Below are 14,421 nucleotides of genomic sequence, written 5' to 3'. Positions count from 1 at the left end.
CGCCGCACGCGGGACATGAACCACAGGCATTTTGCTTGACAGCCCGCCTCATGGCGTGTTTCCACTAAATAAGGCGCAACTCTTGCGCACCGTCGTTCATGGCTCCCGCGGATGGTCCGCGCGGCACCTGAGCCGCACTGCAGTCCGAACGGCCAAGGAATCCAGATGGCAAAGAATCTCCTGATCGTCGAATCGCCGGCCAAGGCGAAGACGATCAACAAATACCTCGGCAAGGACTTCCACGTGCTGGCGTCCTACGGCCACGTGCGCGACCTCGTGCCGAAGGAAGGCGCGGTCGACACCGAACGCGACTTCGCAATGAACTACGAAGTGATCGACCGCAACGAGAAGCACGTCGATGCGATCGCGAAAGCCGCCAAGCAGGCCGACTCCCTGTATCTGGCGACCGACTTGGATCGCGAAGGCGAGGCGATCTCCTGGCACATCGCCGAGATACTGAAACAGCGTGGCCTGCTCGAGGGCCGCGCGCTGCATCGCGTGGTGTTCTCCGAAATCACCCCGAAGGCGATCAAGGAGGCGGTTGCGCATCCGCGCGCGCTCTCGATGGACCTGGTCAATGCGCAGCAGGCACGCCGCGCGCTCGACTACCTGGTCGGCTTCAACCTGTCGCCTGTGCTGTGGCGCAAGGTGCAGCGCGGCCTCTCTGCCGGTCGCGTGCAGTCGCCGGCGCTGCGCATGATTGCCGAGCGCGAGGAGGAGATCGAGGCGTTCAAGGCGCGCGAGTACTGGACGATCGACGCCGACTGCGCGCACCCGGACATGGCGTTCAAGGCGCGCCTGCTGAAGCTGCGCGGCAAGAAGTTCGAACAGTTCGACCTGACCAACGAGACCGATGCACTGGCCGCGCGCAGTGCGCTGGAGAAATCCGCACAGGGCCGCCTGGTCGTCGCGAACATCGAATCGAAGGAACGCAAGCGCCGACCGTCGCCGCCGTTCACCACGTCCACATTGCAACAGGAAGCTGCGCGCAAGCTCGGCTTCACGACCAGCCGCACGATGAAGATCGCGCAGGGCCTGTACGAGGGCGTTGCGCTCGGCGACGAGGGCGTGGTCGGCCTGATCACCTACATGCGTACCGACGCGGTGTCGCTGTCGGCCGACGCGATCCACGAGCTGCGCGAGGTGATCGGCCGCGACTACGGCCCGCGTGCACTGCCCGAGCATCCGCATTTCTACCGCAACAAGTCGAAGAACGCGCAGGAAGCGCACGAGGCGATCCGACCGACCTCGGCGCTGCACCGGCCGAAGGACATCGCGCATTTTCTCAACGACGAGCAGCGCAAGCTCTACGAGCTGATCTGGAAGCGCGCGCTGGCCAGCCAGATGCAGCATGCAACGCTGAACACGGTCAGCGTCGACCTCGACGCCGGTGGCGATTCGATGTTCCGCGCCAGCGGTACGACGGTGATCGATCCGGGCTTCCTCGCCGTCTACGAGGAAGGTCGCGACCAGAAGAACGCCGAGGACGAGGACGAGGGTCGCAAGCTGCCGAAGATGACGATCGGCGAAGCCGTCCCGCTGGCCGCGATCAACGCCGACCAGCATTTCACCGAACCGCCGCCGCGCTATTCGGAAGCCTCGCTGGTCAAGGCGCTCGAGGAATACGGCATCGGCCGCCCGTCGACCTACGCGAGCATCATCCAGGTGCTGCTGAACCGCGAATACGTGATCCTCGATGCGCGCCGCTTCAAGCCGACCGACGTCGGCCGCGCGGTCGCCAAGTTCCTGGCCGGACATTTCGCGAAGTACGTCGACTACGACTTCACCGCGAAACTCGAGGACGAGCTCGACGCGGTCAGCCGCGGCGAGGAGGACTGGGTTCCGTTGCTGGAGAAGTTCTGGAAGCCGTTCAAGGCGCAGGTCGACGACAAGAACGAGACCGTCGACCGCTCCGAGGCAACCGGCGCGCGCGAGCTCGGCACCGATCCGAAGTCCGGCAAGCCCGTGCAGGTGCGCCTGGGGCGCTACGGGCCGTTCGCGCAGATAGGCACCAAGGATGACGAGGACAAACCGACGTTCGCCTCCCTGCGCAACGGCCAGAGCATGCACACGATCACGCTCGAGGAAGCGCTGGAGCTGTTCAAGCTGCCGCGCACACTCGGCAAGGCCGACGACGGCGAGGACATCACGGTCGGCGTCGGCCGCTTCGGCCCGTTCGTCAAGCACGGCGCGGTGTATGCGTCGCTGAAGCCCGAGGACGATCCGTACACGATCGAACTGGAACGCGCGCTGCAGCTGATGCGCGAAAAGGCCGAGGCGATCGCCAACCGCGTCATCCAGGATTTCGGCAATGGCATCCAGGTGCTGAATGGCCGCTACGGCCCCTACATCACCGATGGCGAGAAGAACGCACGCATCCCGAAAGACAAGGAACCGCGCGAGCTGACCGAGGCCGAATGCGTCGAACTGCTCGCCGCGGCGCCGAACCGGCCCAAGCGCGGCGGTGGGCGCTTCGGCAAGAGCAAGGCGACCAAGACTGCTAAGGCCGAACCGGCCAGGAAGGCGGCGGCGCCGAAGAAGGCCGTGAAGAAAGCCGCGGCGAAGAAGGCGGCCAAGAAGGCGGCGAAGAAGACCGCCGCGAAGAAGCGTTCAGCTGCTTCGTGACGAGGGAATGACGTCGATGGATGCGGAGCGCTGCTGATTGAGTCAAAGTTCAGCCCTTGAGTGAACCCCTCTTCCCTCGAGAGAGGGGTCGGGGTGAAGGTTCGGCTCGGAACGTGACGCCACTGCTCGGCCCGAACCCTCATCCGGCGGTGACTCACACCGTCCTTGGCGTTCGCCCTTCGCGCCGGCCAACGCCGTTCGCGGTCGATCGAGTCGACCGCGGTCGCGCCACCTCTCTCCCGACGGAAGAAGGGTGCCCATCCACTCGTGGATCAGGATCGAGCAGCTCGTTGCCATGACGACCGACACCGACCTCGCCGCTACTGTTGCCGCGCTGCGCGCAGGCGGCGTCGTCGCGTATCCGACCGAGGCGGTTTGGGGCTTTGGCTGCGATCCGCACAATCGCATGGCATTCGAACGCCTGTTCGCCCTGAAGCAACGCCCGCCGACGCAGGGCGTGCTGCTGCTCGGCGCCGAGTTCGCGCAGGTAGCGCCGTACATCGATCTGGCCGCAACACCACCCGCCGCGCTCGCACGTGCGCAGACGAGCTGGCCCGGCCCGCACACCTGGATTTTCCCACGCGCGGCCGACGTCCCCGCGTGGGTCGCCGGCACCCACGCCGGCATCGCACTGCGCGTAACCGCGCATCCCGTGGCGGCGGCGCTGTGTCGCGCGTTCGGCGGCGCACTGGTCTCGACCAGCGCGAATCGCCACGGCGAGGCGCCGGCACGCAGTGCCGAAGACGTGCGCAACGCGTTCGGCGACCATCTCGACGCGATCCTGAACGGCGCGCTAGGGGGACTTGAGCGGCCAACGCCAATCCGCGACGCTATCAGCGGGGATTTCGTGCGTTCCTGAAGCAGGGGAGGAACAGGATGTCGGCTGTACTGGAAAGCGCCACACCGGAGTCGCGTGCGCTGCCGCTGGTCAAGCATGCCGAGGGCGGTCGCATCTTCGCTTGGCATGGCGCGCGCGCGGTCGACGTCACCGGATTCCTTGCCGACGTCGCCACGGTCGCGGCGGAACTTCCTGCTGCGCGCGCGGCCATCAATCTCTGCGAGGACCGCTACGCGTTCCTGGTCGCGTTCTGCGCGATCGCGTGCCGTGGCCAGACCAATCTGCTGCCGCCCTCGCGCGCGTCGCAAGCGGTCGAGGAAACACTGGCCGCGTATCCGGGCAGCTACGCGCTCGGCGAGGCGGAGCTGACGCCGGCACCGGCGCGCAGCCTGTGCATGCCGCCGCTTCCAGCAGCGCGCGGCGGCGCCGTGGCCGTGCCAGCGCTCGCGGCCGACGCTGTCGTCGCAATCGGCTTCACCTCGGGCAGCACCGGCCAGCCGAAGCCGAACCCGAAGAGCTGGCAGGCGTTCCATGCCAGCACGCAACGCAACGTCGCTGCGCTCACCGATGTACTGAACCTCGCTCCCGGCGCGATCGCGCATGTGGTCGCAACGGTGCCGCCGCAACACATGTACGGCATCGAGCTGTCGGTCCTGCTGCCGCTGCTTGGCCCGTTCGCGGTGCACGGCGGACGGCCGTTGTTTCCTGCCGACGTGGCGGCTGCGCTGGCCGAGGTGCCCGAGCCGCGCGTGCTGGTCACCACGCCGGTGCATCTGCGCGCGCTGCTCAGCGACCCGACGCCGCTGCCGACACTCGGCGTGATCACCTCGGCAACCGCACCGCTGCCGCCGGAACTCGCTGCGCAGGCCGAGGCGCGTTACGGCGCGACGGTGCTGGAAATGTTCGGCTCCACCGAGACCTGCGTGATCGCGCAACGTCGCAGCGCCCACGAACCGGATTGGCGGCTGTATCCCGGCGTGACCTTGCGACCGCAGCCGGACGGGACGGTGGTCGAAGCGCCGTATTTCAGCCAGCCGGTGATCCTGCAGGATGTCGTGGAGGTGCTGCCCGGGCATCGCTTCCGCCTGCGCGGCCGCAATGCCGATCTGGTCGAGATCGCCGGCAAGCGCGCCTCGCTCGCCGACCTGACCCGCCGCGTGCTGGCGCTGCCCGGCGTGCACGACGCGGTCGTGCTGCAGCTCGACGAGGCGGACAGCATGGGTGTACGGCGCATCGCCGCGCTGGTCGTCGCGCCGGAGCGGTCCGAGGCGGAATTGCTGAACGGCCTGCGCGAGGCGATCGATCCGGCGTTCCTGCCGCGGCCATTGCGCCGGCTGGACGCACTGCCGCGCAACGAAACCGGCAAGCTGCCGCGCGCGGCGCTGCTGGCTGCCTTGGGCTCGGAGTCCGGCACATAGGAATGCCGTTTTGAGTGCAGCCATGGATGGCCGCTGGTGGATCATCCGAAGACGATGGACGCCACGACCTCATATCGCGCCGGGAGCGCAGCGATCCCGGACGGATCGCAAAATAAAATGCCCCGAGGGCCAGGGGGAGCCCTCGGGGCGGGAAAACCGGTCTGGGGAGGGACCGGCCTTCGCGGGTTGCACTCAGGGAGGTGAGTGAACCAGGGCGCCGTTGCGTGCGCCCGGAAACATAGATGGGCATACAGCCCAAAAGTTTCCAGAGTCCATACGGGGGCGTTTAGCGACCGTTCATGCGCGCGGCACGGTTGCGCGGATCGCCTAGTGCGCCTCGTCCCAGTTCGCGCCCACGCCGACGTCGACGACCAGCGGCACCGCGAGCTCGGCCGCCGCGGCCATGCGTTCGCGCACGCCGGCGCTGATCGCATCGACTTGGGTCTCATGCACCTCGAACACCAGTTCGTCGTGGACCTGCATCAGCATGCGCGCCGAATCCTCGCGGTCGACGAGCCAGCCGTCGATCGCGATCATCGCGCGCTTGATGATGTCAGCCGCGGTGCCCTGCATCGGCGCGTTGATCGCGGCGCGTTCTGCGCCGGCGCGTTGTGCGGCGTTGCGCGAGTGGATGTAGTCGAGATAGAGGCGCCGCCCGAACACGGTTTCGACGTAGCCGTCGCGATGCGCCTGCTCGCGCACGCGCTCCATGAACTCGCGCACGCCGGGATAGCGCGCGAAATAGCGCGCCATGTAATCCTGCGCCTCGCCGCGGCCGACGCCGAGCTGGCGCGCAAGGCCGAACGCGCTCATGCCGTACATCAGGCCGAAGTTGATCGCCTTGGCGGCGCGGCGCTGGTTCGCGTCGACCTGGTCCAGCGGCAGGCCGAACACCTCGGCCGCGGTCGCGCGGTGTACGTCCTGGTTGCCGTGGAACGCGGCCAGCAGGCCGGCGTCACCGGACAGGTGCGCCATGATGCGCAGCTCGATCTGCGAATAGTCGGCAGCGACGATGCGCCAGCCGTCCGGCGCGACGAAGGCCTGGCGGATGCGCCGGCCTTCCTCGGTGCGGATCGGGATGTTCTGCAGGTTCGGATCGACCGATGACAGGCGTCCCGTCGCGGCGGTCGCCTGGTTGTAGCTCGTGTGCACGCGTCCGGTGCGCGGGTTCACGTTGTCGGCGAGTTTCTCGGTGTAGGTCGAGCGCAGCTTGGCAAGGCCGCGGTACTCGAGGATCAGGCGCGGCAGCTCGTGCTGGTCCGCGATCGCCTCGAGCGCATCCTCGTTCGTCGACGGCTGGCCGCCTGGCGTCTTCACGACAACCGGGAGCTTCAGTTCGTCGAACAGGATTGCGCCGAGCTGCTTGGTCGAGTCGATGCTGAAGCTGCGCCCGGCCAGCGCATGCGCCTGCGCGGTCAGCTCGTGCATGCGTTTGGCCAGTTCGTGGCTCTGCTTCTTCAACGCCGCGGTGTCGATCAGCACGCCGCGCTGCTCCATGCGTGCGAGCACCGGCACCAGCGGCATCTCGATCGACTCGTACACCGAGCGCAGACCCGGTTCCGCCTCGAGCTTCGGCCACAGCGCGCGATGCAGGCGCAGCGTGATATCGGCGTCCTCGGCCGCGTAGCGGCACGCGGTGTCGAGGTCGACCTGCGAGAACGGGATCTGCTTCGCGCCCTTGCCGGCGACCTGCTCGTACGGGATCGTTTCGTAGCCGAGATGGCGCTTCGCCAGCGTATCCATGTCGTGCCGCGACGCGGTGGAATTGAGCACATACGACTCGAGCATGGTGTCGTGGGCGACGCCGCGCACGGCGATGCCATAATTCGACAGCACGTTGATGTCGTACTTCGCATGCTGGCCGAGCTTCGCCTTGCGCGCATCCTCAAGCAGCGGTTTCAGCTGCGCCAGCACCTGCGCGCGATCGAGTTGCGTGGGCGCTCCGGGGTAGTCGTGGCCGAGCGGGATGTAGGCGGCCTCGCGCGGCGTGACCGCAATCGATACGCCGATGACCGCGGCCTGCATCGGGTCGAGCGAGTCGGTTTCGGTGTCGAACGCGACCAGTTCCGCCGCACGCAGCCTCTCCAGCCACGCATCCAGCCGTTCCTGCGTCGTCACCAGTTCGTAGTGGCCCGCGCCGGTCAGTGCGGGATCGGTCGTGACCGCCGGCGGTGCGGAGATGCCGCGCACGCCGAACTCGCGGTGCACCGGCAGTTCGGCTGCGGGCAGATCCGGTGCGGCGGGCGCGCCGCCGGCATCGAGTTCCTTCAACGCGGCATTGAACTCATAGCGTCGGTACAACTTGCGAAGCTGCTCGGCATGGCGCTCCAGCAGCTTCAGGTCGGCCGGCCCGCGATCGAGCTCGACATCGGTCTTGATCGTCGCCAACTGCCGCGACAACGGCAGCTGCGGCAGCGCCTTGCGCAGGTTCTCGCCAATCTTGCCGCCGATCTGGTCCGCGCTCGCGATCACGCCATCGAGGCTGCCGTATTCGGCCAGCCACTTCGCCGCCGTCTTCGGGCCACATTTCTCGACACCGGGGATGTTGTCGACGCTGTCGCCCATCAGCGCGAGGTAGTCGACGATCTGGTCCGCCCGCACACCGAACTTCTCGACCACGCCGGCCTCGTCGATGGTCGAATTGGTCATCGTGTTGACCAGCGTGATGCCGGGGCGCACCAGCTGCGCGAAATCCTTGTCGCCGGTGGAGATGGTCACGTCGATGCCATCGGCGGCCGCGCGGGTCGCCAGCGTGCCGATCACGTCGTCGGCCTCGACGCCGTCGACGCGAAGGATCGGAAAACCGAGCGCGGCGACGATCGCGAGCATCGGCTCGACCTGCGCGACGAGGTCGTCCGGCATCGCTTGCCGGTTGGCTTTGTACTCGGCGTACAGATCGTCGCGGAAGGTGGGTCCGGGCGCGTCCTGCACGAACGCCGCATAGTTGGGCTTGGCCTTCAGCGTGGCCCGCAGCATGTTGACCACGCCGAACAGCGCGCCGGTCGGCTCGCCGGCGGCGTTCGTGAGCGGCGGCAGTGCGTGGAATGCGCGGTACAGGTACGAGGAGCCGTCGATCAGGACGAGGCGCGTGCGGGATGACGACATGGCGAGGTGGGGCGGCAATGGGCCCGCAGCTTGGCGCGGACCCGTGGCGTTTGCAACGCCGATGCGTTCATGACGTGCGCGCGTCGCAGCCGTTCGCGAACACGCGTCGTCTCGCCACCGGTATCGCCCGCGCCGGCTGATACCGCACCTGAACGCAGTGCACGTGCGCGGCGGTGATCGCTTGGAAGCGACGCGATCAGCTCGCATGTCGATCGATGGGCACGGGCCTGCAACGCCTGCGCGCGTTCCGGCGTCACCGATGCATCGCGCCGATGAAATTCGCCGCAGGTCTGCTAGGCTCTTCGAGCCGAAGGAGTCTGTCATGAAGCCGACCATCCGCTTGCTGTTCACTGCCATCCTGCTGGCCTGCATGGCCGGCTTCGCCGCGACCGTTGCGGCAGCCGCTCCGAAATCGACGAAGGCCGACGTGCCGCGCCCGCCCGGCCTCAACGACCCCGGCGTGAGCACGCCGGCGACGAGTGCGGCCAAGGATTCCGCGCCCGCCGCCACCGAAAACGCGACGGAAGAGGACCCGCTCGCGCCGTTGCCGAAGCCGGATGCGCGCTTGATTCGCGACAAGGCCTCGCGCGACGCTTCCGCGACCGCGCAGCGCATCGCGGCCAGCGAAGTCACCACGCGCAAGCAGGGCAGCGACACCGTCGAGGAATACCGCGAGCACGGCCACGTCTGGATGATCAAGATCGTGCCGCGGAACGGTCCGGCCCAGACCTTCATGGACAATGACGGCAGCGGTCGACTCGTGCGCGACCCGAACGCGGGGCCGATCTCGCCCGTCTACTACACACTGTACGAGTGGAAGTGAACGCTCGGGCTCCTGGCCAGTTGCCCATCTGACGGTCATCGCAGGTCGGCCTGCTTGTGACTTACTTTTAAGGGCCGGCTTTCACGTGCGCCACGAGAGCCAGGCGCCCGGCTTCAGGATTTCCACGGCCACGTGACGCTTGCGTGCGAAGGTCTGGAGCTCTTCCTCCGCATGCGGGTCCTCGCTGTATCCCTCGGCGCCGACCACGCCGTAGTGAATGGGCACGATGAGTCGCGCGCCGATCACGACCGCCGCCGCCACCGCCTGCTCCGCCGTCATCACCGCAGCGACATCACTGACCGGTTTGCGCCAGCTGAAGCGCGCGCCGTTGATCGGCAGGAAAGCCGCATCGAACGGGCCATACTGGCGGCCGATATGCCACCACGATCCGTGCCACAGCGTATCGCCGCAGTGGATGATGCGCTTGCCGCCCGCATTGATGATCCACGACACCTGTGGATCGCCGTATCCATCCACCGCTGGCACGGCCGTCGCGGTGAAGTCGCCGAGCAACAGCGGCTCGTACAGCGCGCCGGCGCGCATCTTCACGCCAGGAACGTTCGGCACGCCCGCGTTCGCAGCGTAGGCGAGGGTTCCGTCGTCTCCCAGCGCTTGTCGGATGGTGTCCGGATCGCAGTGATCCGGATGACGGTGCGTGACGACGACGAACCGATCACCGGTCGCATCCGTCACCGGGATCAGCGGATCCTTCAGTGCCGTGCCCCAGACATTCCTGTTGGTGAGCGGATCGAGAAACAGGGTTCCCGTTTCGAGTTGCAGCCGAACGCCTGCCCAGGCAAGCCGCTGAGCGCGCAATGAGAGCGGGGCGGGGTCTTCCGCGATCGCATTCCGTGGAAACCCCAGCTTTGCGGCGGCCAGCATGGCCGTCGCGGAGCGCAGGAAATCCCTGCGCCCGCGCATCGCCGGAATGTCCTTCATGACGGGCTCGTTCTTGATCAATGACATGGTTGCTGCTCGCTGATGGGTGAAGTAGTCGAGTGCGCTGCGCTCAACGAAGCAGATTGAATCCGAACAGGCGAACGCCGACCTCGGTGCGTGGGCGATGGCTGCTGCGAGGACCGAATCGGACGTGGTGTCCCGGTCCGAGGCGCTTGTCGCCTTCGATCAACTCGCCGCTCACGACGAACATGTCCTCGCCCAGCGGACCGTGAACATCCACGTATGGTCACTCGGCGCCGGCCCGCATGTCGACCACCCAGACGCGCACGCCGTCGTCGCTCGGCAAGTCGCGCCGGAAGCAGCCGGGTCCGACTTCAACGGCAGGTACGTCATCGACCCATCTCGTCGCCATGTCGTGTTGATCGAATGCCAGCGCGGTCTTCATGTTTATCTCCAGGGAACTGTCTCGTCAGGACTCTATCGCGCCATCAATGCTTGACATATGCCGGCGTTGAGTAAGGAAATGTGCGCACCATGCACAGCACGATCGGACTGCCGCCACTCGATGCACTTGCCGCGATGATTTCGGCGGCGCGTCTGGGTTCGTTCTCGGCGGCGGCCGTGGAGCTCGGCATCACGCACGGCTCGGTGAGCCGGCGCGTGCATGCAGTGGAGTCCTGGCTGGGCGCGTCGATCTTCGAGCGCCATGGCCGCGGCGTACGTCTGACACCGACCGGAGAACACTTCGCCCGTCAGGTCGAACTCGCGTTGTCCCGGATCACCGAACTCGCCGTCGATCTTCGCGCCGCGCGGCAGACGGCCAGCCTGCGCTTGAGCGTCCTGCCCTCGTTCGCGCGACTCTGGCTGATGCCCCGGCTCGCCGAACTGCAGGGCGAGCCAATGGATCTGGCGATCCGGGTGTTGCCGGAGCATCGCATCGCCAGTTTCGATGCGGGCGAAGCCGACCTTGCGATTCGGTACGGACGTGGCAGCTGGCCCGGCGTCGACGCTCTCCCGCTGCTGGACGAGCGATTGTTTGCGGTGGCAACGCCGAAGATCGCGCAGGCCCTGCACGGACGCGACGCGACCGCGGTCCTCGATCAGACGCTGCTGCACGACACCGACACCCGACAATGGCGACTCTGGTGTCAACACGCGGGAATTGCTTATCGCCCACGCGGCGGTGAGCGGCGTTTCGAGGATTACGATCTCGTCCTGGCTGCCGCCGACTCAGGTATCGGCGTCGCACTGGCACGCTGGCCGCTGGCTGCCCCGGCCCTCGAATCGGGGCATCTGGTCCGCATCGCGGGTCCGGAATTCGCCAACCCCGACAAGCACTACATCGTCACTCGCAGCGGAGAGACCCGTTCGACCGTTCGGCGTCTGGCTGAGCGCCTCGTCGCTGCGACCCAGCACTGACCACGCGTGAGCGTTCTCTCGGCAGCACGCCAGGCACAATTCAGGCGTCGAGATCCGGAATCAGCTTGTTCTCGAGGTACGCGATCATGTCCTTGAGGCGCAGTTTGCGCTTCTTCATGCGCGTCAATTGCAGCTCGTCGCAGCCGGGGCCGCTCGGCAGTCGCGCGATCGCGGCGTCGAGGTCACGATGTTCGAGCTTGAGCTCGGTGAGTCTGCGCACGATGGTGGCGGGATCGTCGGCGAACATGGCGGCACTCGCGATGTGCGCAGTGTAGCGCCGTCACGGCGCGGGTGGGTTGCGCGCTTCGATACCTCGGCGCGAACGGCCACTGGATCGTGAAGCTTGTATTTCGATGCTTCGGTACGAGCAGACGTCAGACTACGCCGCCCGCCCTGTCCGATGGCGATACGCGTGCACGCCGGAGGAAGGCGAAGCGCAGGTCGGACGTCGGCGCTGTCAGCGCATCCGCAAGCTCGGTGAAGCTCGAGATCGCTGCGTCGCAGTCGATCTCGCTGATCGGGCGGCCTTCCGTGTAGCCGTAGTCGACTAGCACGACCGGCATACCGGCCGCACGCGCTGCATTGGCGTCGTTCGCGGAATCGCCGAGCGTGATGCACGTATCCGACGTGACGCCGAGAAGTTCGGCGGCACGCCACAGCGGCTCCGGTCGCGGCTTGCGTTGCGGCAAGGCATCGCCGCCGATCACGCATCCGAAATCGCGCGCCAGGCCGAATTGCGCGAGCACACTCTCGGCCGCACGCTGCGGCTTGTTGGTCACGCAGGCGAGACGCAGGCCCAGCGCCTTGAACGCAGCGAGGCCTTCGATGACACCGGGATAGCATCGTCGCGTGGCGGCCGTTGACCTCGGCATAGGCGACGTCGAACAGCGCACGCGCACGCTGCAACACGTCGGCATCGACGCGGCCGTCACGCGCGGCGCAGCAGCACGTCGACTCCCCGGCCGACGTAGTCCGCGACGACACGTTCGGCGATCGGCGCGCGATCCAGTCCGCGCAGCACCGCATTCACCGCGACCGCGATGTCCGGCACCGTGTGCAGCAAGGTACCGTCGAGGTCGCAGAGGATCGCGGCGACGCGCACCGCCTCGCGTCTCGTCAGCCGCGGCGCGCGACGTCGACGATCTTCTCCGTGGTGAGTCCGAGGAACTCGAACACCTTCGGCGCCGGCGCGGATTCGCCGAAGCGGTCGATGCCGATCACGTTGCCGTTTCCGCGCACGTATTTCCACCACAGTGCGGTCGCGCCAGCCTCGATCGCAATCTTCGGCACCTCGGTCGGCAGCACTTGCTCGCGATACGCCGGGTCCTGGCGATCGAAGGTTTCGGTCGACGGCATCGACACCACGCGCGTGCGGATGCCTTCGCCGGCGAGGATCGTTTGCGCGGCGAGTGCGAGACCGATCTCCGAGCCGGTCGCGATCAGGATGCGCTGCGGTGCGCCGCCTTCGGACTCGGCCAGCACGTAGCCGCCGCGTTCGATCGCGGCGATCTGCGCGTCGCTGCGCGGCACGAACGGCAGGTTCTGGCGTGACAGCGCGAGCGCGGTCGGTGCGGTCTTGCGTTCCAGCGCGAGCTTCCACGCGACCGCGGTCTCGACCGTGTCGCAAGGGCGCCAGACTTCGAGGTTCGGAATCAGGCGCAAGGAAGACACATGCTCAACCGACTGGTGCGTAGGGCCGTCCTCGCCAAGGCCGATCGAATCGTGCGTGAACACGTGGATCACGCGCAGGTTCATCAACGCGGCCATGCGCAGCGCGTTGCGGCTGTAGTCGCTGAAGGTCAGGAAGGTGCCGCCGAACGGGATGAAGCCACCGTGCAGTGCAAGGCCATTCATGATCGCGGCCATCCCGAACTCGCGCACGCCGTAGCTGATGTGGCGGCCGGTGCCGGCGCCGCTGAGCAAAGGCGCACCTTTCCACAAGGTCAGATTGGAGTGCGTGAGATCGGCCGAGCCACCGATCATCTCCGGCACGGCCGGTGCGAACGCCTCGATCGCGTACTGGCTGGCCTTGCGCGAGGCGACGGTCTCGGCCTTCGCGTTCGCTTCAGCAACCAGTTTCGCGGCGACGTCGGCGAAGTTCGCCGGCAAGTCGCCGGCGAGGCGGCGCAGCAGTTCTGCGGCTGCAGCCGGTTCCGCCGAACGGTAGGCCTCGAAGCGGCGCTTCCACTCGGCTTCGAGCGCGACGCCTTCGGCGCGCGCGTCCCACTCGGCGTAGATGTCGTCCGGAATCTCGAACGGCGCGTACGGCCAGTCCAGCGCCTTGCGCGTTGCCGCGAGCTCGTCGGCGCCGAGCGCTTCTCCGTGCGCCTTCGCGGTGCCGGCGCGGCTTGGCGCACCCTTGCCGATCACGGTGCGGCAGAGGATGAAGCTCGGTTGCGCGGTGTCCTTCTTCGCCTCGGCGATCGCGCGATCGACCGCGTCGACATCGTGGCCGTCGATCGGGCCGATCACTTGCCAACCGTAGGCGCGGAAGCGCGCGGCGGTGTCATCGGTGAACCAGCCCTGCACTTCGCCGTCGATCGAGATGCCGTTGTCGTCGTACAGCGCGATCAGCTTGCCAAGCTGCCAGGTGCCAGCCAGCGCGCAGGCCTCGTGCGAGATGCCTTCCATCAGGCAGCCGTCGCCGAGGAACACGTAGGTGTGGTGGTCGACGACCGCATGGCCGGGCTTGTTGAATTCCGCAGCGAGCAGTTTCTCGGCGAGCGCGAGGCCGACCGCATTGGCGAGGCCCTGGCCGAGCGGGCCGGTCGTGGTCTCGACGCCCGGCGTGACGCCGACTTCGGGATGGCCCGGTGTCTTCGAGTGCAGCTGGCGGAAGTTCTTCAGCTCGTCGATCGACAGGTCGTAACCGGCGAGGTGCAGCAACGCGTACTGCAGCATCGAGCCATGACCGTTCGACAGCACGAAGCGGTCGCGGTCGGCCCAGTGCGGGTTCGTCGGGTTGTGCTTGAGATGGCGCGTCCACAACGCAACCGCGATCTCGGCCATGCCCATCGGCATGCCGGGATGGCCGGATTTCGCCTTCTCGACCGCGTCGGCGGAAAGGAAACGGATCGCGTTGGCCATGCGGGCCGTGTCGACGCTGGCCGGAATGACGGAAGGGATACTGCTCATGCGACGCGCTCCAAGATATGCAATGCCTTGCCGCGAGCGTTCGGGAACGCGGCAGACGAACGGCGTGAAGGGGATGCTCGGGTTCCGTCCCGGCGCGCCGGACGGCGAATGTCGGCGCGGAAAGAATGGCGAATTTTGCCGTATCGGCGGCGGCGGCG

General features: G+C 67.1%; 12 protein-coding genes. 5 read left to right on the top strand and 7 right to left on the bottom strand.

Annotated features, from left to right (window positions below):
- The first annotated feature begins 165 nt into the window (after positions 1-165).
- The 3 genes from ABD002_RS08195 to ABD002_RS08185 all read left to right on the top strand — a co-directional run bounded on the left by ABD002_RS08195 (position 166) and on the right by ABD002_RS08185 (position 4,881).
- Positions 166-2,625, top strand: a complete 2,460-nt coding sequence (locus ABD002_RS08195; RefSeq protein WP_343789277.1) for a DNA topoisomerase I — start codon at positions 166-168, stop codon at positions 2,623-2,625.
- A 295-nt stretch (positions 2,626-2,920) separates the two neighbouring features.
- Positions 2,921-3,484: an L-threonylcarbamoyladenylate synthase type 1 TsaC gene (gene tsaC / locus ABD002_RS08190; protein ID WP_343789274.1), complete on the top strand. Its 564-nt coding sequence runs from the start codon at positions 2,921-2,923 to the stop codon at positions 3,482-3,484.
- Between the two features lie 17 nt (positions 3,485-3,501).
- Positions 3,502-4,881: an AMP-binding protein gene (locus tag ABD002_RS08185; RefSeq protein WP_343789271.1), complete on the top strand. Its 1,380-nt coding sequence runs from the start codon at positions 3,502-3,504 to the stop codon at positions 4,879-4,881.
- Between the two features lie 327 nt (positions 4,882-5,208).
- Here ABD002_RS08185 and polA read toward each other — a convergent pair whose 3' ends face one another.
- Positions 5,209-7,986 carry a DNA polymerase I gene (polA, locus tag ABD002_RS08180; protein ID WP_343789268.1) on the bottom strand — a complete coding sequence of 926 codons (2,778 nt, stop codon included), beginning with the start codon at positions 7,984-7,986 and terminating at the stop codon, positions 5,209-5,211.
- Between the two features lie 322 nt (positions 7,987-8,308).
- Between polA and ABD002_RS08175 the strand changes: the two genes are divergently transcribed.
- Positions 8,309-8,809, top strand: coding sequence for a DUF2782 domain-containing protein (locus ABD002_RS08175; protein WP_343789265.1), 501 nt, complete (start codon positions 8,309-8,311; stop codon positions 8,807-8,809).
- A gap of 81 nt (positions 8,810-8,890) precedes the next feature.
- Here the strand turns inward: ABD002_RS08175 and ABD002_RS08170 are convergent, their stop codons facing one another.
- Positions 8,891-9,775 carry an MBL fold metallo-hydrolase gene (locus tag ABD002_RS08170; RefSeq protein ID WP_343789262.1) on the bottom strand — a complete coding sequence of 295 codons (885 nt, stop codon included), beginning with the start codon at positions 9,773-9,775 and terminating at the stop codon, positions 8,891-8,893.
- 220 nt (positions 9,776-9,995) lie between these two features.
- A complete protein-coding gene (locus tag ABD002_RS08165; RefSeq protein WP_343789259.1) occupies positions 9,996-10,154 on the bottom strand; it encodes a hypothetical protein in 159 nt (52 codons plus the stop codon).
- 89 nt (positions 10,155-10,243) lie between these two features.
- On the opposite strand from ABD002_RS08165, the gene ABD002_RS08160 reads away from it, so the two are divergent.
- Positions 10,244-11,128, top strand: a complete 885-nt coding sequence (locus ABD002_RS08160; RefSeq protein ID WP_343789256.1) for a LysR substrate-binding domain-containing protein — start codon at positions 10,244-10,246, stop codon at positions 11,126-11,128.
- Between the two features lie 40 nt (positions 11,129-11,168).
- Here the strand turns inward: ABD002_RS08160 and ABD002_RS08155 are convergent, their stop codons facing one another.
- From ABD002_RS08155 to tkt, 4 genes are all read right to left on the bottom strand, one after another.
- The gene (locus tag ABD002_RS08155; RefSeq protein WP_343789253.1) at positions 11,169-11,375 is read right to left on the bottom strand and encodes a YdcH family protein; all 207 of its coding nucleotides are present in this window, start codon (positions 11,373-11,375) and stop codon (positions 11,169-11,171) included.
- Between the two features lie 127 nt (positions 11,376-11,502).
- Complete coding sequence (locus tag ABD002_RS08150) at positions 11,503-12,000, bottom strand: HAD-IA family hydrolase (RefSeq protein ID WP_343789250.1); 498 nt, start codon at positions 11,998-12,000, stop codon at positions 11,503-11,505.
- 56 nt (positions 12,001-12,056) lie between these two features.
- Positions 12,057-12,230: an HAD family hydrolase gene (locus ABD002_RS08145; protein WP_343789247.1), complete on the bottom strand. Its 174-nt coding sequence runs from the start codon at positions 12,228-12,230 to the stop codon at positions 12,057-12,059.
- Positions 12,231-12,244: 14 nt separating this feature from the next.
- Positions 12,245-14,263 carry a transketolase gene (tkt, locus tag ABD002_RS08140; RefSeq protein WP_343789244.1) on the bottom strand — a complete coding sequence of 673 codons (2,019 nt, stop codon included), beginning with the start codon at positions 14,261-14,263 and terminating at the stop codon, positions 12,245-12,247.
- Positions 14,264-14,421: the final 158 nt, after the last annotated feature.

This window comes from Dokdonella soli (assembly GCF_039523175.1).
Taxonomy (GTDB): Bacteria; Pseudomonadota; Gammaproteobacteria; order Xanthomonadales; family Rhodanobacteraceae; genus Dokdonella_A; species Dokdonella_A soli.
The sequence above is the reverse complement of the archived record's forward strand: the minus strand, read 5'-3'. Positions and strand labels throughout refer to the sequence as shown.

Bases quoted from the DNA above. Each gene is read 5' to 3' on its own strand.
- ABD002_RS08195 (WP_343789277.1), top strand. From the start codon at position 166: ATGGCAAAGAATCTCCTGATCGTCGAATCGCCGGCCAAGGCGAAGACG.
- tsaC (WP_343789274.1), top strand. From the start codon at position 2,921: ATGACGACCGACACCGACCTCGCCGCTACTGTTGCCGCGCTGCGCGCA.
- ABD002_RS08185 (WP_343789271.1), top strand. From the start codon at position 3,502: ATGTCGGCTGTACTGGAAAGCGCCACACCGGAGTCGCGTGCGCTGCCG.
- polA (WP_343789268.1), bottom strand. From the start codon at position 7,986: ATGTCGTCATCCCGCACGCGCCTCGTCCTGATCGACGGCTCCTCGTAC.
- ABD002_RS08175 (WP_343789265.1), top strand. From the start codon at position 8,309: ATGAAGCCGACCATCCGCTTGCTGTTCACTGCCATCCTGCTGGCCTGC.
- ABD002_RS08170 (WP_343789262.1), bottom strand. From the start codon at position 9,775: ATGTCATTGATCAAGAACGAGCCCGTCATGAAGGACATTCCGGCGATG.
- ABD002_RS08165 (WP_343789259.1), bottom strand. From the start codon at position 10,154: ATGAAGACCGCGCTGGCATTCGATCAACACGACATGGCGACGAGATGG.
- ABD002_RS08160 (WP_343789256.1), top strand. From the start codon at position 10,244: ATGCACAGCACGATCGGACTGCCGCCACTCGATGCACTTGCCGCGATG.
- ABD002_RS08155 (WP_343789253.1), bottom strand. From the start codon at position 11,375: ATGTTCGCCGACGATCCCGCCACCATCGTGCGCAGACTCACCGAGCTC.
- ABD002_RS08150 (WP_343789250.1), bottom strand. From the start codon at position 12,000: ATGCCGAGGTCAACGGCCGCCACGCGACGATGCTATCCCGGTGTCATC.
- tkt (WP_343789244.1), bottom strand. From the start codon at position 14,263: ATGAGCAGTATCCCTTCCGTCATTCCGGCCAGCGTCGACACGGCCCGC.